At 72.6% G+C, this 18312-nt stretch carries 17 protein-coding genes; 11 read left to right on the forward strand and 6 right to left on the reverse strand.

Going from position 1 to position 18312, the window contains the following annotated elements; translation table 11 throughout:
- Window position 1 precedes the first annotated feature (1 nt).
- Genes AB0M43_RS07420 through AB0M43_RS07450 form a run of 7 tightly spaced genes read left to right on the forward strand, consistent with a single transcriptional unit; the run spans window position 2 to window position 6514 of the window.
- Window positions 2-976: an ABC transporter ATP-binding protein gene (locus tag AB0M43_RS07420; protein WP_363722021.1), complete on the forward strand. Its 975-nt coding sequence runs from the start codon at window positions 2-4 to the stop codon at window positions 974-976.
- Window positions 973-1941 (forward strand): ABC transporter ATP-binding protein, encoded by a 969-nt coding sequence (locus AB0M43_RS07425; RefSeq protein ID WP_363722022.1) that lies wholly within the window; start codon window positions 973-975, stop codon window positions 1939-1941. Before AB0M43_RS07420 ends, AB0M43_RS07425 begins: the two co-directional genes overlap by 4 nt.
- Window positions 1938-3167 carry an amidohydrolase family protein gene (locus AB0M43_RS07430; protein ID WP_363722023.1) on the forward strand — a complete coding sequence of 410 codons (1230 nt, stop codon included), beginning with the start codon at window positions 1938-1940 and terminating at the stop codon, window positions 3165-3167. The genes AB0M43_RS07425 and AB0M43_RS07430 overlap by 4 nt, the downstream gene beginning before the upstream one ends.
- Window positions 3164-4828 carry a DUF885 domain-containing protein gene (locus AB0M43_RS07435; RefSeq protein ID WP_363722024.1) on the forward strand — a complete coding sequence of 555 codons (1665 nt, stop codon included), beginning with the start codon at window positions 3164-3166 and terminating at the stop codon, window positions 4826-4828. Before AB0M43_RS07430 ends, AB0M43_RS07435 begins: the two co-directional genes overlap by 4 nt.
- Window positions 4825-5196 carry a nuclear transport factor 2 family protein gene (locus AB0M43_RS07440; protein WP_363722026.1) on the forward strand — a complete coding sequence of 124 codons (372 nt, stop codon included), beginning with the start codon at window positions 4825-4827 and terminating at the stop codon, window positions 5194-5196. Before AB0M43_RS07435 ends, AB0M43_RS07440 begins: the two co-directional genes overlap by 4 nt.
- Window positions 5193-5516, forward strand: a complete 324-nt coding sequence (locus AB0M43_RS07445; protein ID WP_363722027.1) for a TIGR04076 family protein — start codon at window positions 5193-5195, stop codon at window positions 5514-5516. Before AB0M43_RS07440 ends, AB0M43_RS07445 begins: the two co-directional genes overlap by 4 nt.
- The gene (locus AB0M43_RS07450) at window positions 5513-6514 is read left to right on the forward strand and encodes an LLM class flavin-dependent oxidoreductase (RefSeq protein ID WP_363722029.1); all 1002 of its coding nucleotides are present in this window, start codon (window positions 5513-5515) and stop codon (window positions 6512-6514) included. The genes AB0M43_RS07445 and AB0M43_RS07450 overlap by 4 nt, the downstream gene beginning before the upstream one ends.
- Before the next feature lie 253 nt (window positions 6515-6767).
- On the opposite strand, the gene AB0M43_RS07455 is transcribed toward AB0M43_RS07450, so the two are convergent.
- The gene (locus AB0M43_RS07455; protein WP_363722030.1) at window positions 6768-7097 is read right to left on the reverse strand and encodes a hypothetical protein; all 330 of its coding nucleotides are present in this window, start codon (window positions 7095-7097) and stop codon (window positions 6768-6770) included.
- 420 nt (window positions 7098-7517) lie between these two features.
- Here AB0M43_RS07455 and AB0M43_RS07460 point away from each other — a divergent pair, with 420 nt between their 5' ends.
- The 3 genes from AB0M43_RS07460 to AB0M43_RS07470 all read left to right on the forward strand — a co-directional run bounded on the left by AB0M43_RS07460 (window position 7518) and on the right by AB0M43_RS07470 (window position 12175).
- Window positions 7518-9179: an AMP-binding protein gene (locus AB0M43_RS07460; protein WP_363722031.1), complete on the forward strand. Its 1662-nt coding sequence runs from the start codon at window positions 7518-7520 to the stop codon at window positions 9177-9179.
- Window positions 9176-10543 (forward strand): MFS transporter, encoded by a 1368-nt coding sequence (locus AB0M43_RS07465; RefSeq protein ID WP_363722033.1) that lies wholly within the window; start codon window positions 9176-9178, stop codon window positions 10541-10543. The genes AB0M43_RS07460 and AB0M43_RS07465 overlap by 4 nt, the downstream gene beginning before the upstream one ends.
- 282 nt (window positions 10544-10825) lie before the next feature.
- Entirely contained in the window at window positions 10826-12175 is a 1350-nt protein-coding gene (locus tag AB0M43_RS07470; protein ID WP_363722034.1) for a PASTA domain-containing protein, read from the forward strand.
- 164 nt (window positions 12176-12339) lie between these two features.
- On the opposite strand, the gene AB0M43_RS07475 is transcribed toward AB0M43_RS07470, so the two are convergent.
- Window positions 12340-12936, reverse strand: a complete 597-nt coding sequence (locus tag AB0M43_RS07475) for a pyridoxamine 5'-phosphate oxidase family protein (protein WP_363722036.1) — start codon at window positions 12934-12936, stop codon at window positions 12340-12342.
- A gap of 162 nt (window positions 12937-13098) precedes the next feature.
- Here AB0M43_RS07475 and AB0M43_RS07480 point away from each other — a divergent pair, with 162 nt between their 5' ends.
- Window positions 13099-14211 (forward strand): globin domain-containing protein, encoded by a 1113-nt coding sequence (locus tag AB0M43_RS07480; protein WP_363722038.1) that lies wholly within the window; start codon window positions 13099-13101, stop codon window positions 14209-14211.
- 289 nt (window positions 14212-14500) lie between these two features.
- Here AB0M43_RS07480 and AB0M43_RS07485 read toward each other — a convergent pair whose 3' ends face one another.
- From AB0M43_RS07485 to AB0M43_RS07500, 4 genes are all read right to left on the reverse strand, one after another.
- Window positions 14501-15616: a GAF domain-containing SpoIIE family protein phosphatase gene (locus AB0M43_RS07485; RefSeq protein ID WP_363722040.1), complete on the reverse strand. Its 1116-nt coding sequence runs from the start codon at window positions 15614-15616 to the stop codon at window positions 14501-14503.
- 27 nt (window positions 15617-15643) lie between these two features.
- Window positions 15644-16186 carry a sigma-70 domain-containing protein gene (locus AB0M43_RS07490; protein ID WP_363722042.1) on the reverse strand — a complete coding sequence of 181 codons (543 nt, stop codon included), beginning with the start codon at window positions 16184-16186 and terminating at the stop codon, window positions 15644-15646.
- Between the two features lie 343 nt (window positions 16187-16529).
- Complete coding sequence (locus tag AB0M43_RS07495) at window positions 16530-17231, reverse strand: GAF and ANTAR domain-containing protein (RefSeq protein WP_363722044.1); 702 nt, start codon at window positions 17229-17231, stop codon at window positions 16530-16532.
- A 94-nt stretch (window positions 17232-17325) separates the two neighbouring features.
- The gene (locus AB0M43_RS07500) at window positions 17326-18054 is read right to left on the reverse strand and encodes a GAF domain-containing protein (RefSeq protein ID WP_363722046.1); all 729 of its coding nucleotides are present in this window, start codon (window positions 18052-18054) and stop codon (window positions 17326-17328) included.
- Window positions 18055-18312 lie beyond the last annotated feature (258 nt).

Consider the following 18312-nt stretch of genomic DNA (forward strand, 5'->3'; position numbering starts at 1 on the left):
CATGGCACTGCTCGACGTCGAGAACCTGGCCGTGACCCTGCCCGGCCCGCGCGGCCCGCTGCCGATCCTGCACGACGTTTCCCTGACCGTCGCGGAGGGCGAACTCGTCGGCATCGCCGGGGAGAGCGGCTGCGGCAAGAGTCTCACCGCGCAGACCCTGCTGGGCCTGCTGCCCACCGGCGCGGCCGTGACGGGCTCGGCCCGGTTCGACGGTACCGAGCTGATCGGGCTCGACCGGCGGGGCTGGCAGCGGGTCCGGGGCGCGGGCATCGCCATGGTGTTCCAGGACCCCAGCGCCGCACTGCACCCGATGCTCACCATCGGCCGGCAGCTCACCGAGCACATGCGGTTCCACCTGTGCCTCGGCCGCAAGGAGGCCGACCGGCGCGCCGTCGGCCTCCTCGAACAGGTGCGGATCCCCGACCCGGAACGGGCGCTGCGGGCCTACCCGCACCAGTTCTCCGGCGGCATGCGCCAACGGGCGGCGATCGCCATCGCCCTGGCGGCCGAGCCCCGGCTCCTGATCGCCGACGAGCCGACCACGGCCCTCGACGTCACGGTGCAGGCCGGCATCCTCGCGCTCCTGGACCGGCTGCGGGTCGAGACCGGGCTGGCCGTCGCGTTCATCACCCACGACCTGGGGGTACTGAGCGCGCTGACCACCCGCAGCTACGTGCTCTACGCCGGCCGCGTCGTGGAGACCGGCCCGACCGGGGCGCTGCTCACCCGGCCCCGGCACCCGTACACGTCGGCGCTGCTGGGGGCCCGGCCGCACGGCGCGCAGGCCTCGGGCACGCTCCGGCCGATCCCCGGCGGGCCGCCGGCACCCGGTGAGGCCCCGGTCGGCTGTGCCTTCCAGGACCGGTGCGCACACGTCGCCGACGAGTGCCGGGTGGCCGTGCCGCCGCTGTCGCCGTCCGGCGAGGACCGCGCCGCCGCCTGCGTGATCCGCCCCGAACTGGAGGTCGTCGCGTGACACTGTTGGAGATCGAGGACGTGCACGTCGAGTACAAGCCCCGGGGCCGGGCGCCCGTGCGGGCCGTCAGCGGGGTGAGCGTGACCGTCGAGGCCGGCCAGGTCGTCGGCCTGGTCGGCGAGTCCGGCTGCGGGAAGTCGTCCCTGGCCCGGGTCGCGGTCGGGCTCGCGCCGCCCAGCGCGGGGGCCGTGCGGTTCGCCGGAGCGCCGGTGACGCCGCTGGGCTGGCGGCGGCGGGCCGCGACGGAGGTGGGGCTGCAGATGGTGTTCCAGAACCCGTACGCCTCGCTGAACCCGCGCCGCACCGTCGGCGAGCAGCTCCGCGACGGACTGCCCGTGGCGGTCACCGACCCCGGGCGCCGGGTCGTCGAACTGCTCGACCGGGTGGGGCTGCCGGCCGCCACCGCCGCACGGTACCCGCACCAGTTCTCCGGCGGGCAACGGCAGCGGATCGCGATCGCCCGGGCCCTGGCCCCCGAACCGCGCATGATCATCGCCGACGAGCCGGTCACCGCGCTCGACGCGTCCTCGCAGGCCCAGGTCGTCAACCTGCTCGTGGAACTCGTCCACGAACTCGACATGGGGATGCTGTTCATCTCCCACGACCTGGCCCTCGTGCACGAGATCGCGGACGTGACCGCCGTGATGTACCTCGGAAGGATCGTGGAGACCGCGCCGACCCGGGAACTGTGGCGGGCACCCCGACACCCGTACACCCGGGCGCTGATCGACGCGGTACCCCGGATCTCCGCCGAACCGCGGCTGCCGAAGACCCTCGCCGGGGAGGTGCCCGACCCGTCGAACGCGCCCGCCGGCTGCCGGTTCCGGCCCCGGTGCGCGCACGCCTTCGACGCCTGCCACACCCAGCCGCCGACCGTCGACCTCGGTGAGGGCCGCACGGCCGCGTGCTGGCTCACCGATCCCACCGTGGCCCCGGCCGCGGCCGTAGCCGGAGGAGGAGCATGAACCCGCGCACCGAGCAGGTCCTCGTCAACCTGTCCCTGTACGACGGCGTGTCCGACCACAGCCAACCCGACCGGGGCCTGTGGATCGGCCCGGACGGCGTGATCCGCGCCGTCGGCCCCGTGGACGACGTGCTCGCCGAGGCCCGCGGGGTCCGCGTCGTCGACCTCGGCGGGCAGCACGTCATGCCGGGCCTGACGAACATGCACGTGCACCTGTCCCTCGGGCTGCCCGGGGACTTCGCCGCCGAGGTGCGGGGCGCCGACCAGGCCGAACTCGTGCTGCTGATGGCCGACTCGGCCCGACGCACCCTGCGGGCCGGGGTCACCACCGTCCGGCTGGTCGGCGAGAGCCGGTACGCGGACTTCGCCCTGCGCAAGGCCATCGACCGGGGTGCCGTGGACGGGCCGCGCATCTTCACCGCCGGGCACGCCCTGTGCTGCACCGGCGGGCACGGCTGGGACGCCGACGCGTTGGAGGCCGACGGGGCGGACGGTTTCCTGCGGTTGACCCGTCAGCAGTTGCGGGCCGGCGCGGACCTGATCAAGGTCTGCATCTCCGGGGGCATCGCCGGCGAACACGAGTCCATCGACACCCCGCAGCTCCTCGACGAGGAGATGGCCGCCGTGCTGCGGGTCGCCCACGACTGGGGCCGCAAGGTCACCGCGCACGCGGGGCCGGCCGACTCGATCCGCCGCGCCGTGGAGCTGGGCCTGGACTGCGTCGAACACGGCTACGAGCTGACCGACGACCTGACGAGGCTGATGGCGGAGCGGGGCGTCTGGTACGTGCCGACCATCGTGGTCAGCCGGTGCGAGCAGTTCTTCCGCGACTCCGGCGTCCCCGGCTGGCTGATGGACCGGGCACTGGCCGCCGGCCCACGGCACTGGGAGAGCCTGCAGCACGCGATCCGCAACGGGGTACCCCTCGCCCTCGGCAGCGACATGCCCCCGCACGCCCGCTACGACGAGACCACCGCGACCGTGCGGGAACTGGAGTTCATGGTCGACGCCGGCCTGCCCGTCGCCGACGCGCTGAAGGCCGCCACGGTGCGGCCCACCGAGTGGTTGGAGGCCACCGACACCCTCGGCACCCTCACCGCCGGCCGGCACGCGGACCTGCTGGTCCTGCGCGACGACCCGACCCGCTCGGTGTCGGCGCTGCGCACCCTGCACGTCGTGATGAAGGGCGGCACCGTGTACCGCGACGACACCGGCCTGACCCGGTGAACACGATCACCGGGGTCGCCGACGCCTACCTCGAGGCCCGGGCGCTCCTCGACCCGGACGCGGCCGACACCCTCGGCCGGACGCCGAGGTCCCGGTTCCCCGACCTGTCCCCCGCCGGCTTCGACGCGCGCGCCGACCTCGACCGTGCCACCCTGCGGGCCGCCGGGACCGCCAGCGCCCACGCCGCCGGGGAGCGGCCCCTGGCCGCCGCGTTCACCGAACGGCTGCGCAGCGACACCGCCCTCCACGACGCCGGGTTCACCACCCGGCTGCTCGCGCCGCTGGCCACGCCGGTGCACCTGGTACGGCAGGTGTTCGACACGCTGCCACGCGGCAGCGACGGCGATTGGGCGGTCGTCGCGGAGCACCTGGAAGGGGTCGCGGCGGCTCTCGGGCAGTACACCGAGACGCTGCGCCGCTCGGCCGACCGGGGACAGCTCGTCGCCCGCCGGCAGGTGCTGGCCGTCGCCGACCAGTGCACCACGTGGATCGCGCACGACGACTTCTACGGCCGGCTGATCGCCGGTCACCACGGCGGTCCGCACGCCGACCGGCTGGCCACGGGGGCCGAGCGGGCCGGCGCCGCGACCATCGGGTTCGTCGCGTTCCTGCGCGAGGAACTGGCCCCGCACGCCACCACCGTCGACGGGGTCGGCCGGGAGCTGTACACCGTGACGGCGGGCAGTTTCCTCGGCGCGGAGGTGGACCTCGACGATCTGTACGCCTATGGCTGGGAGGAGTTGAACCACACGGCCCGGGAGATGCGGGCCGTCGCCGAGGAACTCGGGCACGGCAGCGTGGCGTCCGCGCTGGCGGCGCTCGACGCCGACCCCCGGTGGCGGGTACCGGTCGGTGCGCCGTTGGCGGGCTGGCTCCAGGAGCGGGTGGACCGGGTGACCGACGCCCTGGACGGCACGCACTTCGACATCCCGGCGGCCACCCGCCGCGTCGACTGCCACCTGAGCCCGGCTTCCTCCGGCGTCATGTACTACACGCCACCCGACGCCGGCCTGACCCGCCCCGGCGGCATCTGGTGGCCCGTGCCCGCGGGGCAGGACACCGTCCCCGTCTGGCAGCACGTCGGCACCCTGTTCCACGAAGGGCTCCCCGGCCACCACCTCCAGCACGCGATCACCTTGGGCACGACGGCCCTGCACCCCTGGCAGCGCACCCTCTGCCACGTGCACGGCTACGCCGAGGGCTGGGCGCACTACGCCGAGCGGCTCGCCGACGAACTGGACCTCTACGAGGGCCCGGCCGAACGGCTCGGCATGCTCTGCGGCCAGATGTGGCGGGCGTGCCGCATCGTCATCGACCTCGGACTGCACCTGGACCTGCCGATCCCTGCCGCCAACGGCTTCACCCTCGCCACCCGGTGGACCCCGGAACTGGCGGTCGCGTTCCTGCAGTCCACCGCCGGCCTCGACGCCTCCACCGCCCGGTTCGAGGTGGACCGCTACCTGGGTTGGCCCGGACAGGCCCTCGCCTTCAAGGTCGGCGCCCGGCTGTGGCGGCGGGCCCGGCACGACGCCGAGGTCCGCGACGGGGCCGCGTTCGACCTCAGGACGTTCCACATGGCGGCGCTGCGACTCGGTCCGATGGGGCTCGACCCGCTGCGCGCCAGCCTCGCCGACCTCCCGGAAGTGGGTACCCCCCGATGACCGAACCCACCATCGCCGACACCGTGCACGCCCTCTACCGGGCGCTGGGCGACCGGCCCGCCTTCGACGCCCACCTGCACCCCGACCTCACCATGTGGGAGACCGACGCACCGGACCTGTTGCGCGGCCTCGCCGACCTCGACGCGCTGCGCGACCGCCGGGCCCCGGCCGTCGACGCCGTGCCGCCCGTCTCGGTCGCCCCCGAAGACCTCCTTATCGAGGAGTGGGACGACACCGGGCTCGCCCGGTACGTGCTGCGCGCCGCGTACGCCGGCCGGCCCGACACCCTGTTCCGGGTGACCGACGTGTTCCGGCGCGACGGGTCCGGCTGGCGGATCGTGCACCACCACGCCGAGGAGTCGCGGTGAACGACGGACCGGTCACAGAGCTGTACGACCTGCGGGTCGTCGTCGAACGCATCGAGGGCCGCTCCGTGTGCGGCATGAAGGTCGGCGACCACATCGACCTCACCGAGTCCAGCCGGCTCAGCCTGCCACCCGGCGGACACTTCTGCCTGTACGCCCTCGCCGCGTGCCTGCCGCTGCTGCCCGCCAAGCAGCGCGCGCTGCCGGCCGGCGACTGGCTGGAGTCCGATTCCCACGTGGCCTGCCCCGACCCGGAGGAACGGCTCGTGATGCGGATCGACCGGACCGGCCGGCGGGCCATCCCCACCGGGGAGCTGACGTGACCGGGCGGCTGGTGGGGATCGGGTTGCAGTCCGACAAGTCCGCCGACGAGTACGCCGCGCTCGCCGAGGCGGCCGAGAGTCACGGCTTCGACGTGCTGTCGGTGTTCGGCGACCTGATGTACCAGCCGCCGATCTTCCCGCTGCTGATCGCCGCCCGGCACACGCGGCGGATCCGGCTCGGGGCCGCGTGCGTCAACCCGTACACGATGCATCCGGTGGAGATCGCCGGACAGGTCGCGGCCCTCGACCTCGCCTCGCACGGCCGGGCCTACCTGGGCCTGGCCCGGGGCACCTGGCTGGGCCAGGTCGGGGTCGCCCAGTCGCGCCCCCTACGCCGGTTGGCCGAGACGATCGATGTGGTGAACATGCTGCTCGCCGGGGACGACTCCGGCTACTCGGGCGCGGAGGTCAGCCTCGCGCCCGGCACCGCCCTGCGCTACGCCCCGCACCGGCCGACCGTGCCCGTGCTGATCGGCACGTGGGGCCGGCGTGCCGCCGGACTGGCCGCGACGGTGGGCTCGGAGGTCAAGGTCGGCGGGTCCGCCAACCCGGCGATGGCCGCGACGATGCGCGCATGGGTGGACGCCGACGCGACGGCGGCCGGCCGGGACCCGGCCGACGTGGGCGTGGTGCTCGGCGCGGTCACGGTCGTGGACACCGACGGGGCGGCGGCCCGCCGGCTGGCCCGCACCGAGGTGGCCATGTACCTGGCCGTCGTCGCCGCCCTGGACCCGACCGTGGACCTGGACCCGGAACTGCTGGCCCGGATCCAGGGGCATGTCGCCCGGGGCGAGCACGCGGCGGCCGGAGCTTCGATCGGCGACGACCTGCTCGACCTGTTCGCGTTCTCCGGTACGCCGGATCAGGTCGCGGCCCAGGCGGCGGCGGTGTTCGACGCGGGGGCGTCGCGGGTCGAGTTCGGCACCCCGCACGGGCTCCGCCCCGCACGGGGCGTGGATCTGCTCGGCAGGCGGGTGCTGCCGCTGTTACGCGGGTGACGGCAGGACGGGAAGACCGCCTCGGAGCCGACCACCCCATGCCCGGGCGCACCCGCCGTCCTGGTTGGTGGCCCGGTCGACGAGGGCCGCGGGAACGGCGATCACCGTTACCGTGACTCTGGCGAGCGATAGTCCTCAAGGGCCGGCTTCCGTTCCGGGAGCCGAGGAGCGAGCCGACCGCCCGCCGCCGACCGAACGCCACGACGCCCCCGCACCGGCCCGGTGCGGGGGCGTCCGCCAGCTTCGCCGGGTGCTAGCTGTGGGATTTGATGGCGCTGACCCAGGGGCCGATGTTGCTGTAGCCGCTGCTGTCGACGGTGATGGAGTAGCCGGTGCAGTTGATGTGCTCCCACAGCTCCACCGTGCCGCTGCTCTCCGTGCGAGCGGACCGGATTCCGTCGTTCCACGCACCGACGGACGTGCAGTAGTTGTCCTCGCCCGTGTACAGCCATGCGGAGGTACCTGACCAGCTGGTTCCGCTCCAGACCTTCACGACAGGTCCGGTCGCGTGAGCCGGGCTGGCCGCCAGGACGGGCCCCAGCATGACGGCGACGGCGACGGCGCCAAGAACCTTCTTCTTCATGTCCCCGTTCCTTTCCGTGAGGTTTCACCCCGGGGCCGGACGACGCCGGAGTTCATGCCGCGCGGGCAATGGATCGACGATAGCAAATGCACACTTTAGTGTGCTGTGTGGAACTTCACAGTGGAATGCAACCCTTTGGGGTTGCCGGTAACGAAGCTGTCATGAGCGGCAAAGGAGCAATATGTGACTAGTCGCCGTCTCCTTCTTCGCTGGCGGCGTGCGGTAGGGACGTCCCCGCCGCCGTCCAGGAAGCACATGCCGCGCCGCCCTTGGCCGGAGATTGACCAAGGGGCGCGTACCACGCAGTCTCGTGCATTTCCGCAGCCCTGCCAGGAACCGTCCGGGGCGGTGCACTGACACGCAGTCACGATCGTCGATCGAGGGTTCCACAGTGGAGCTTGATCATGTAGCTTGCCGCATATGTGGGAGACCTTGATCCAGCCGGCCGTCGAGCAGGCCGCTCTGTACCGTGCGAACGGATGGTGGCGCGACCCGACCTTCCTCGACGACCTGGCCCGCGCCGTCGACCGGTCACCCGACCGGGCCGCGATCATCGCCTACCAGGGCAGCGAGCACGCCCGGACCCTCAGCTACGCGCAACTGGCCGGCACGGTGGCCCGGTTCGCCGGCGCGCTGACCGAGCTCGGCGTCGGCCGCGGCGACGTGGTCGCCATCCACCTGCCCAACCAGTGGATGCTCACCCCGCTGTACCTGGCCTGCGTGCGGATCGGCGCCGTCGTCGCCCCGATCATCCCGGCGCTGGGCGCCCGGGAGCTCGGCCAGGTCCTGCGCCGCACCGCCGCGAAGGTGTGCTTCGCCCCGGACGTCTTCGACGGCGTCGACTACGTCACCCGGGTCGCCGAGGCCGCGCCGCCGACCCTGGAGCACCACGTGGTGGTCGGCACCCCGCCGCCGGGCGCGCTGGACTTCACGACGTTCTTCGTCGACACCCCGTGGGAGGAGCGCCACCCGCTGACCGGGGTCGAGCCGCTCCGCGCGGACGACGTGAGCCTGCTGCTGGTCACCTCCGGCACCACCGGCGAGCCCAAGGCCGTCGCGCACACCCAGAACACCCTCTACGCCGCCGTGCGCACCGTGAGCGAGCCCTACCGGCTCGGGGCCGACGAGGTGATCGCCATTCCGCACTACCTGACCCACATGGCCGGTTTCAGCTACGCCGTGCACATGCCGCTGCTGCTCGGCGGCACCTGCGTCATGCAGGACACCGCCGACATGGCCCTGTTCCGCGACCTGATCGCCGAGCACGGGGTCACCTTCGGTTACGCCGCGCCGCTGTACGTCGCCGGCCTGCTCGCCGCCCAGGGCAACGACCCGAAAGACCTCAGGACTCTGCGGTACCTGCTGTCTGGCTCCGCCCCGATCCCGCCCGACCTGGTCACCGAGGTGCGCGAGGCGCTCGGCGTGGAGCTCGGCGCGCTGTGGGGCATGACCGAGAACGGCGCGGTCACCCTCACCCGCCCCGAGGATCCCGCGGGCTGGGCCGCGGACAGCGACGGCCGGCCCGAGCCCTGGATGCAGGTGCGCATCGACGCCGAGCCGGGCGGGGACCTCGGCCGGCTGCTGGTCCGGGGCGCCTCGCAGACCGTCGGATACCTCGACCAGGCCGACGTGTACGCCGCCCAGACCGACGCCGACGGCTGGTTCGACACCGGCGACATGGCGCGACCCGACGGGCGCGGCGGGATCCGCATCACCGGCCGCCGGGCGGATCTGATCACCACCCGGCAGGCGGCCAAGGTGCCCACCCTGGAAGTCGAGGGCGTCCTGACCCGGCACCCGGCCGTCCGCGAGGTGGTGCTGATCGGCTACCCCGACCCCGACTTCCCCAGCGCCGACTGCGTCTGCGCGGTCGTGGTCGCCGACGGCGAGCCGCCGACGCTGGAGCAGCTCACGACGTTCCTCGACGGCGCCCGAATGACCTGGGAGAACTGGCCGGTCCGGCTGGAGCTCGTGCCCGAGCTGCCGAAGAACTCACTCGGCAAGGTGCTCCGGCCGATCCTGCGGGCCCGGCTGGAGGACGGGACCCTCGGCCCTGTCGGTGCGGCCGGCGGGTCCGCGTGAACGGGCGGTGGGCCGTGTTCGGGGCGGCGGCCGCCGGCACGTTCCTCGGCGCGCTCGACCTCAACGTGGTACCGGTCGCCTTCGACGACATCACGAGATCGTTCCCGCACGCGACGCTCGGCGCGTTGTCGTGGGTGACGACCGGGTACGCGGTCGCGTTCGGCGCGGCGCTGCTGCCCGCCGGGGCGCTCGCCGACCGGCTCGGCCGGCGGGCGGTGTTCCTGATCGGCCTGTCGCTGTTCACCGTGGCCTCGGCGTGTTGCGCGCTGGCCGGCGGCGTCGGCATGCTGATCGCTGCCCGGTTCGCGCAGGGCGTCGGCGCCGGCACCATGACCCCGCTGGCGCTCGCGCTGATCCTGCCGGCGTTCGGCCCGGCCGCCCGGGGCCGGGCGATCGGGCTGTGGAGCGCCGTCGGCGCCCTGGCGGCCGCAGCCGGGCCGGCGGTGGGCGGACTGCTGGTCGGCGTGGACAGCTGGCGGCTGGTCTTCTGGTGCACGGTGCCGTTGGGCGCGGTGGCCGTGGTTGTGGGCTGGCGGGTGCTGCCCCGGGTCGACGAGGGCCGCGACGGCCCCGGCCGGCTTCCTGACCTGCTGGGCGCGGCACTGCTCGCCGCAGCCGTCGGCGCGGCGGCACTCGGCCTGGCCTCCGGCGGCGACTGGGGCTGGACCAGCCCGGCCACCCTGGGCACGCTCGGCGCCGCGGTGGCGCTGTCGGTCGGCTTCGGCCTGCGCACCGCCCGGATCGCCGACCCACTGATCCGACCGGGCCTGCTGCGGCTGCGCCCGGTCCGGGTCGCCAATGTCGCGCTGCTGCTGTTCGGGCTGCTCTACTTCGCCCTCCAACTCGCCAACGCGCTGTTCCTGACCAGCGTCTGGGACTACACGGCCCTGGAGGCCGGGCTGGCGCTCACCCCGGGCGCGGTGGTCGCCACCGCCGCGAGTTACGTCGGCGGGCCGGCCGGGGCCAGATACGGCAACCGGGTGATCGCGCAGGTCAGCGTCCTGCTCTTCGGTGCCGGCTGCCTGATGCTGGCGCTGGGCACCGGCCCGGGCACCAGCTACGTGACCGGTTTCCTGCCCGGGCTGCTGGTGTCCAGTGTGGGGTCCAGCGCGGCGTTCTCGGTGCTGGCCGCCGCGGCCGTGGAGTCGGTGCCGGCCTCGGAGCTCGGGATCGGCAGCGCGTTGTCCGTGACATCCCGGGCGATCGGCGCCTCGCTGGGCTTCGCCGGGCTCGCGGCGGTGCTGGCGTCGCCGGCGGGCGGAGCACTCGCCGGGTATCACCGGGCGTGGTGGATCGTCGCGGTGGGCACCGTGGTGACGGCGGTGGCCGCGACCGCGATCCGCCGCCCGGCCACGACCGCCTGATCACAGGGGAACCGACCCGTCGGGGCCCACGGGTAGGCCGCGCCCGTCAGCCGGGCGGGTGATCTTCGGCGACTCTCCCCCGGTGCTCTCCCCGGCGGGTCGGCGCGGGGCCGGTGTGGTGGCCCCGCCCGGCAGTTCTCCTCAAACTCCTCGAAGCATGGTGGATCGTGACTTATGGTGAGGGTGCTGATCGTCCCTGGCGTCGCGCCGGTCGTGGTGAAGGCTCGCGACGGCCCCGGCCGCATCGGCGCCGGCGCTCCGGTGACCCTTAGCGAGGTACTCATGGCGCATCGCGAGGTGCCCTTCAGCAACGGGATGAAGATCGGCGTCGGCTACGACCGGTTGACCGGTGACGTCCTGCCCTCGGCCGGCGCCGTCGGCCCTTCGGTGTCCGGCGTCGCGCAGGCCGGCGGGCAGCAGGTCTCGTCGGACTGCGTCATCGTGCAGGACGTCGAGACGCTCCACAAGTCGTTGGGTGTCTCGGTGGACGCCGGCGGGTCGTACATGGGCTTCTCCGCCAGCGCCAAGGTCGACTACGTCAGCGGTTGCGACTTCTCGAGTTTCTCCACCTACGCGCTGGTCCGGGTCAGCGTGCAGAACGCCTTCCTGAGCCTGGACGAACCCGTGCTGTCCCCGGACGCGCACCAACTCGTGGTCAACGGCGACCCCGAGCGGTTCCGGCACCGGTTCGGGGACACGTTCATCTCCGGGATCCGTACCGGCGGCGAGTACTTCGCGATCTACCAGCTGACCAGCACGAGCCAGTCGGAGCGGGAGACTCTCGCCGTGCAGGTGCACGCCGCCTTCAACGGCGGTCTCACCTCGGCCGAACTGAACACGGCGATCAACACCGCGACCGAGCGCAGCCAGTCCCACCTGGCGGTGCAGGTGCACGTCTTCCGGCAGGGCACGGTCAGCCACGCCGACCTCGGCATCGACGACATCATGCGCACCGCGAAGACCTTCCCCGTCGACGTCTCGGGAGAACGGGCCTTCCCGTACGCCGTTCTCCTGCAGGACTACTCGCGACTCCGGCAGCCCAACGACCAGTTCAACTACCTCGACATCCAGAACCAGCAGGAGACCCTGGCGGACCTGGCGAAGAGGCGGTTCGAGTTCCTGCAACTGCGCGACGACTACTCCTACATCCTCAAACACCTCGCCGACTTCCAGAACCCGGACGGCAGCGCCGTCGACCGGCAGAAGGTCGCGGCCGACCAGCGCGCGGTCATCGACGCGGTCAACACCATGCAGCAGCAGGCCGCACGGTGCTCCCGCGACGCGTCACGATGCGAGTTCACGGCCTTCGACGTCGGCGCCTTCGAGAAACCGGTCCTCAAGCCCGGCGCACCGACCCCCGCCGGCCCACTGGTGACCGTGCCCATGTGGAACACCGAGGAGCACGCGCTCGAGGGCGGCACCGTGACCTTCGCAACCGGCGACGTCTTCGAGCCCAGTGCCGCGTCCCTCGGTCTACTTCTCGTCTTCGTCCGCGTGGCCTCACCCTTCCAGGGCGACGATCGCGGCGGGATAGTCCTGGGCCAGGATCCGCCCGCCGGCGCCCTGGTGCCCGTGGGCACCACCGTGACGGTGACAGTCAGCAAACCCGAGCCCACGCCCCCATCCCAGTAGTCGCGGGCGTCTCCGGGCGAATCCCGGTGTCGGCTCGCCGCTCTACAGCGGACCGGTCCCCGGCCGCTCAGACCCGCACAGGGGAGGGCCGGGACCCGTCCTCTACGAGCCGGCCCGGCCTCAGGCGCCGTGCAGTTCGGCCAGTGCCCCAAGCCAGCGCCGGATCACGAGGACGGGTCCGTCCGGGTGCCGAAGTAGTCGCCGCTCCCCCGCCGGGAGCCCTCCTCGGGTGCGGCCTTCGCGAGGCGGGGAATGTGTTTGGCGCAGTGCACGTACGCCTCGTCGACGCGCACCAGCACCCACTGTTCCGCGCGCCGCCCGGACGCGGGGTCGGCGGGGAGGTCGGGGTACTCCGCGCGCAGGTACCCGTCAGAAACGATCTCCGCCCCGCCGTTGACATGCAGGCCGATGCCGTCGCGGACGAAGTCGACGAACAGCAGCCCGACGTGGCCGTTCTCGCTGATGTTGCCGAGGCTGGCCATCACGCCGTTGCCACGGTACTCGGGCCAGGCGAGCGTGCCGGGGTCGAGACAGCGGACGAAGCCGGGCGGGCCGGCCCGGAAGGTCGAGTCGCAGGCGCCGGACGCGTCGGAGGTGGCCACGAACATCATCTCCTGGCGGGCGAGGAACTCGCGCATCCGCCCGTTGAGGGCGGCGCGCACCTGTTGGCGGTAGAACCGCTCGGCGCGCTCCCGGGTGCCGTGGAGCTGTTGCAGTGCGTGCTCGCCGGCCGAACCGGTGCGAAGCGACGTCGGGTGCAAAAGTCTGCCTTCCTGGTGCGGGGATCCGGTAGCCGGACCGCACGACCCGTCCAGAAACGGGTGGTGACGTTCGGATGTGGCGGTGTGAGGGAGGGGATGAACGGGTAAGCGGTGGATTCCCGCCCACGGCCCCGCACAAACACCGACATCGCGTGAGGATCCATGAGCACACTGTCGCGATTACTCAAGGAGAGCTGGACGAGCGTCGAGGAACGGGGCGACACGCTCGCCGCGAACTTCTACGCCCGGGTCTTCCTGGCCGACCCGCAACTGCGGGAACTGTTCCCGGTCACCATGGACGTCCAGCGCTCCCGTCTCCTCGAAGCGATAGTCCAGGCCGTGCAGACCGTCGACGACCCCGACGCCTTCGCCGCCTACCTGACCGCCCTGGGCCGCGACCACCGCAAGTTCCACACCCGGCCCGAGCACTACGACGTCGTAGGGGCCTGTCTGATCGCGGCGCTCGCCGAGCACGCCGGCGACGCGTGGGGGCCGGAGTTCGAGCAGGCCTGGCGGGACGCGTACGCGGTCATCGCCGCCACCATGATCGCCGGGGCCGCCGAGGCAGCCGACCAGCCGGCGTACTGGCACGCCGAAGTCCTGCGCCACGAGCGGCACGGGACGGACCTGGCCCGGTTCACCGTCCGCCCATTGGAACCTGTCCCCTACCGGGCCGGGCAGTACGTCAGCCTCGAGACCGCGCACCGGCCGAGGCTGTGGCGGTCCTACTCGGTGGCCAACGCGCCCCGCGCCGACGGCACCATGGACTTCCACGCCCGCGCCGTCAGCGCCACCGGCGTCTCCAGCGCGCTGGTCCGCACACTCCGGGCGGGCGACATGCTCCGGATCGGCGCGCCGATGGGGTCCATGACCCTGGACCTGGGTTCGGCGCACGACATGGTGTTCGTGGCCGGCGGCACCGGGCTGGCACCGCTGCGGGCGCTCCTCGAGCAGCTCGCCGAGACCAACCGCAGCCGGGCCGCGCACCTGTTCCTCGGTGTCCGGCACACCGACGACCTCTACGACCTGCCTGCCCTGACGGCCATGGCCGTCGAGCACCCGTGGCTCACGTTCACCCCGGTGGTCAGCGAACAACCCGACAGCGGGTACCCGCACGGGCTGGTGGGCGAGGTCTGCGCGGCGGCCGGTCCGTGGCCCGAACACGACTTCTACGTCGCCGGATCCGCCGCGATGGTGCGCGCCACCCGCACTCGGCTGGCCGAGGCGGGCGTGCCCTACGACCGCATCCGCTACGACGCCCTGACCACCGGGTGAGCTCCCCGCGACGTCGTCGCCGAGGTGCCGCGCCGACCCCGGCTGGTCGCAGTGTCACGAGCATCGCGTTCCCGGGGCGACGGCGCTGTCGATCCTCCCGCCGAACGGACACGACCGACGCCGGGTTCGGTGGCAGCCACGTTCGGCGACGCCGCGCTCGCACACCGGGCGCACGGGTCGGACAGTGCGCACGGCGTGCTCCGGTTCGCGGGACCGCCGAGCTGGTGCGGTGCCCGACGACGTTCAGGGCGGCAAGGTCGGCTGCCCTGCGCTGAGGACAGTACTGCTGTCAGCTCGCGGGGACCGACAGGGCCAGGATGGCGATGTCGTCCCGGGTGGGGCCGATCGCCTGGACGACCTCCTTCAGGGTGGTGACGGCGGTGCCGGCTGTGTGGCGGCGGCCCCGCAGGTACTCAACGAGGCCTTCCGTACCCAGCCACTGGTCGTCGTGGCGGAGGTCGGTGACGCCGTCGGTGTAGAAAACGACCGTGTCCGCCGGCGCCAGGTGCACGGTGCTGGTGGTGAACGAGCCGTGTTCCACCGTCGGAAGCAGGCCGATCGCGGGCCCGGCGACCGCGATGGGTTCGGCGGTGCCGTCGGCCCGGATGAGAATGGGCGGGGGATGCCCGCCGGCGGCCGCGTGTAGCAGCCAGCCCGGCCCGTGGGGCTGGAGTGTGGCGTACACGGCGGTGCAGTAGCTGTGGTCGTCGATGTCGGGGTCCAGCCCCAGGGTGTGGTGCAGGTGGCTGAGTACCTTCACCGGGTCGGGTTCGATGATCGACACGGCGCGCAGTGTGTAGCGGATCAGTGACGTGACGGCCGCCGCGCGGGGTCCCTTGCCGCACACGTCGCCGAGGAACACGCCCCACCGGCCTTCGTCGTCGATCGGGAACAGGTCGTAGAAGTCCCCTCCCAGGTTGTCGGAGGAGAAGGGTTGGAAGTGGGCCTCGGAGTGCAGGTTCGCCACGGTGGGCAGTTGGGAGGGGATGAGGCTCTGACCAAGGGTGGTGGCGATGTTCTGGGCTCGGAGCCGTTCGGCTTCCAGGTGTCGGCGCGCCCGCGCCTCGACGGCGGCCTGGTCCCGGACTGCGAGGCGCAGTTCGAGTTCGTCCATGACGATCGCGGCCAGGTCGGTCAGGGTGGCCAGGTCGCTGTCGGTGATCTGGCGGGGGGCGGTGTCGATGACGTTGACGGTGCCGAGGCGGTGTCCGTCGGCGGTGACGAGCGGTACGGCGGCGTAGAAGCGCAGTTTCAGCCCGCCCCGCACCAGCGGGTGGTTCAGGGTGCGCGGGTCGAGGTCGGCGTCACGGACGACGTACGGTCCGTCGTTGAGGATCGCCGAGGCGCACAGGCCCAGGTCGCGGTCGATGTACCGCCGCCAGCCGCGATTCCTCCACCCGCGCACTGGTGTCGACCGGGGTGAGCAGGCCGGTCACCGCGGCGACCTTTTGGACAGCCGTGTCGCGTGCCGGGTGGTGATGTCCTCACCCCTCGAGAGGACATCACCACCCGGCTCCGTGAGCTGAGACGGGTGGCGCAGATCCCTGCGTAGACGCGCGACGGTGGCCCTCACGAGTTCGGTGATGTCCATTCGGGACGGCCTGGCCGGGGGGAGCCGGTCCCCGTACCCTCCTGCGATCGTCGGGGTCTGCTCGCTCCGGGGTGATGGCTGGGCGGTGGTGGCCAGGTTGTCCGCGTTGAGTGACGTCAGGAAGGCCGCCTGGGCCGCGCCGAGCGCGGTTGCCAGTTCGTGGGCGTCGACGCCGAGATGGACGGCGATCTCCGCGGTCGTCGGTGTGCGGTGGAGTTTCCGGGCGAGCCTGGTGGTGGCCGCCGCCGCGGTGAGCGACAACGGCTCCCGGACGAGCTGGAGTATCGGCACGGGCGTTCCGACAGCGCCGGAACCGGCATGGAGCGTCGGAGTACCGCCGCCGGGGAGAGCGTGCGGATCGTCGGCCGGGTCGGTCGGCGTCATGACCCGTGTCGGCGGGCGTCTGTGAGAGCGGTACGGATCAACCGCAGCCGGAGGTCCGGAGGGTACGGGCGGTACGGGTCGCAGAAGCATGTTTCATCGCCCTAGGGCAGGACACGCCGCAGGTGTGCCCGCAGGACCCTGCGCTCTGTTGAACGCGGGGACTGGCAGGTGGTGACCGCGGGGTCTGGGCGGCGAGAACACGCCCGGTACCGGCTGCGAGGCTCGGCGTCGTGATACGTCTCTCGATCACCACACTACGCCCTCAGGACCTCACATCGACCGCCCTGCGGTGGCCGGTGTGTGCCGGCGCCCTCTCCCGGCACGGCGACGCAGGTCACCGGGGTCAGAGGGTCTCCGTACCTTCGACGATCGCCCGGCACAGATCGGACAGCCGCCGGTTGCCGCGGCGCGCGGCGTCCCGCAGCAGCGCGAAGGAGGTGTCCATGTCGAGATTTCGGCGTTCGGAGATGACGCCCTTGGCCTGTTCGAGGACCACCCGGTTGTTGAGAGCCGTCTGGAGCTGTTCGGCGAGGGTCTCGTAGTGGTCGATGGCGCGGGCCTGCAGGATGCCGATCGTGGCGACATCCGCCAGGGCCTGACCCAACAGCAGCGTCGCTGGAGCCAGGGTCCCGCGTCGGGTGTTGAAGAGGTTGAGGGTGCCGATGGTGTCCGAGCGCAGCCGCATCGGCAGGGCGTGCACCGAGACGAACCCGCACAGCGCCGCCTGCTCGGCGAAACGCGGCCAGCGGGCGGCTTCGGCGGGCAGGTCCTCCACGGCGACGGCGTGCCCGGTACGGAAGCAGTCCAGGCAGGGTCCTTCGTCCGTCTGGACCTGCAGCAGTTCCAGGACCCGGGTCGCCTCCGTGGACGCCGCCACGACCCGCAGCGCGCCGCGCTGATCGGTGAGCAGCACCCCGGCGGCGGCGACGTCGAGGACCTGGGCGCAGCGCACCGTGACCTGGTGCAGGAAGTCCACCACGTCGAAGTCATCGACCAGGGTGTCGGCAAGCTCGACGAAAGCCTCAGCCAGCAGTTGTTGGGTCATGATCGATTCATCCTCGTCCTCGGGTAGCCCTCGCCGGGAAGGGTGAGGGAAGCGCTCGCAGGTCGCGGGCATCGACAAGATCTGGTGCTCACTCTCATTCTCCATCCCCGGCCACAGGCTCCGGCTCGAACCGGAGACGACGTTCGACCACATCCCGGGCGACATCGCCCAGACGGAGGTCATGGGCGTAGGCGTGGGCGCGCAGCCGGGCGAACGCGGCGGCGGCGCTGACGCCCAACTGGGCCAGGATCATGCCGGTGGCCTGGTGCACCTGTGCCTGGTGCGCGGTGGGGTCCTCCTGCTGCCAGGCGTCCTCGGGCGCAACCGTCCCCGCTGACCGGTCCAGCAGGAGAGCGCCCGCCACGTCCGCGAACGCCAGCGCGTCGGCCACCTCGTCACGATCCAGTGCTCCTGGACGCGTCCGGTACAGGGCCATCACGCCGAGGCGGATCGCGCCCACCTGCAGGGGTAGAGCGAAGACGGCTCTGGCGCCGCTGCCGGCCGCGGCGGGGGTGAACGCGGGCCACCGGGCGGCCTGCGCCGGGGTGTGCAGGTCCGCGACGAGCACCGGCCCGCCGGTGGCGAACGCGTCCACACACGGCCCCTGCCCGAAGGTGAACTGCCACTCCTCCAGCTCGGCGGCGACCCTGTCGGTGACGTGCACCGCGTCGCGGACGGTGGGACTGACCATGATGGTCAGCGACGCGCCATCGACCTCGACCGCGGCCACCGCCGCCGCGCAGACGTGCGCGACGGACACCGGGGATCCGAGTGCCTCCTTGGCGATCAGACCCCAGACCAGGGCCGTCCGCGCGCTGGTCACTACGGCGTCACCGCCGACATGGTGTTCACGGAGCCTCCCGGCGCAGGTGTGTGACTCGTGCATCGCCGGGGTCCGGAGCGAACTTTCCCCGAGCCTACTCCTGTCCAATTCCCCTATTTCGCCCCGTGCATCCGGTTGGGTGTGATCCAGACTGGGGCCACCAGGCACCGTCCGTCGCCGCCGGTCTGGTCAGCCCCGAAGCGCGGAAGGGCCCCCCCCGGAACCGCCGGCCCGGACCCCGGGGGGGGGGGCAAGAGG

The organism is Longispora sp. NPDC051575, from assembly GCF_040681875.1.
GTDB lineage: Bacteria > Actinomycetota > Actinomycetes > Mycobacteriales > Micromonosporaceae > Longispora.

Excerpts from the sequence above, each read along its gene's own strand:
- AB0M43_RS07480 (WP_363722038.1), top strand. The coding sequence starts at position 13,099 with ATGAGCACACTGTCGCGATTACTCAAGGAGAGCTGGACGAGCGTCGAG.
- AB0M43_RS07460 (WP_363722031.1), top strand. The coding sequence starts at position 7,518 with ATGTGGGAGACCTTGATCCAGCCGGCCGTCGAGCAGGCCGCTCTGTAC.
- AB0M43_RS07440 (WP_363722026.1), top strand. The coding sequence starts at position 4,825 with ATGACCGAACCCACCATCGCCGACACCGTGCACGCCCTCTACCGGGCG.
- AB0M43_RS07430 (WP_363722023.1), top strand. The coding sequence starts at position 1,938 with ATGAACCCGCGCACCGAGCAGGTCCTCGTCAACCTGTCCCTGTACGAC.
- AB0M43_RS07495 (WP_363722044.1), bottom strand. The coding sequence starts at position 17,231 with ATGACCCAACAACTGCTGGCTGAGGCTTTCGTCGAGCTTGCCGACACC.
- AB0M43_RS07420 (WP_363722021.1), top strand. The coding sequence starts at position 2 with ATGGCACTGCTCGACGTCGAGAACCTGGCCGTGACCCTGCCCGGCCCG.
- AB0M43_RS07470 (WP_363722034.1), top strand. The coding sequence starts at position 10,826 with ATGGCGCATCGCGAGGTGCCCTTCAGCAACGGGATGAAGATCGGCGTC.
- AB0M43_RS07490 (WP_363722042.1), bottom strand. The coding sequence starts at position 16,186 with ATGACGCCGACCGACCCGGCCGACGATCCGCACGCTCTCCCCGGCGGC.
- AB0M43_RS07455 (WP_363722030.1), bottom strand. The coding sequence starts at position 7,097 with ATGAAGAAGAAGGTTCTTGGCGCCGTCGCCGTCGCCGTCATGCTGGGG.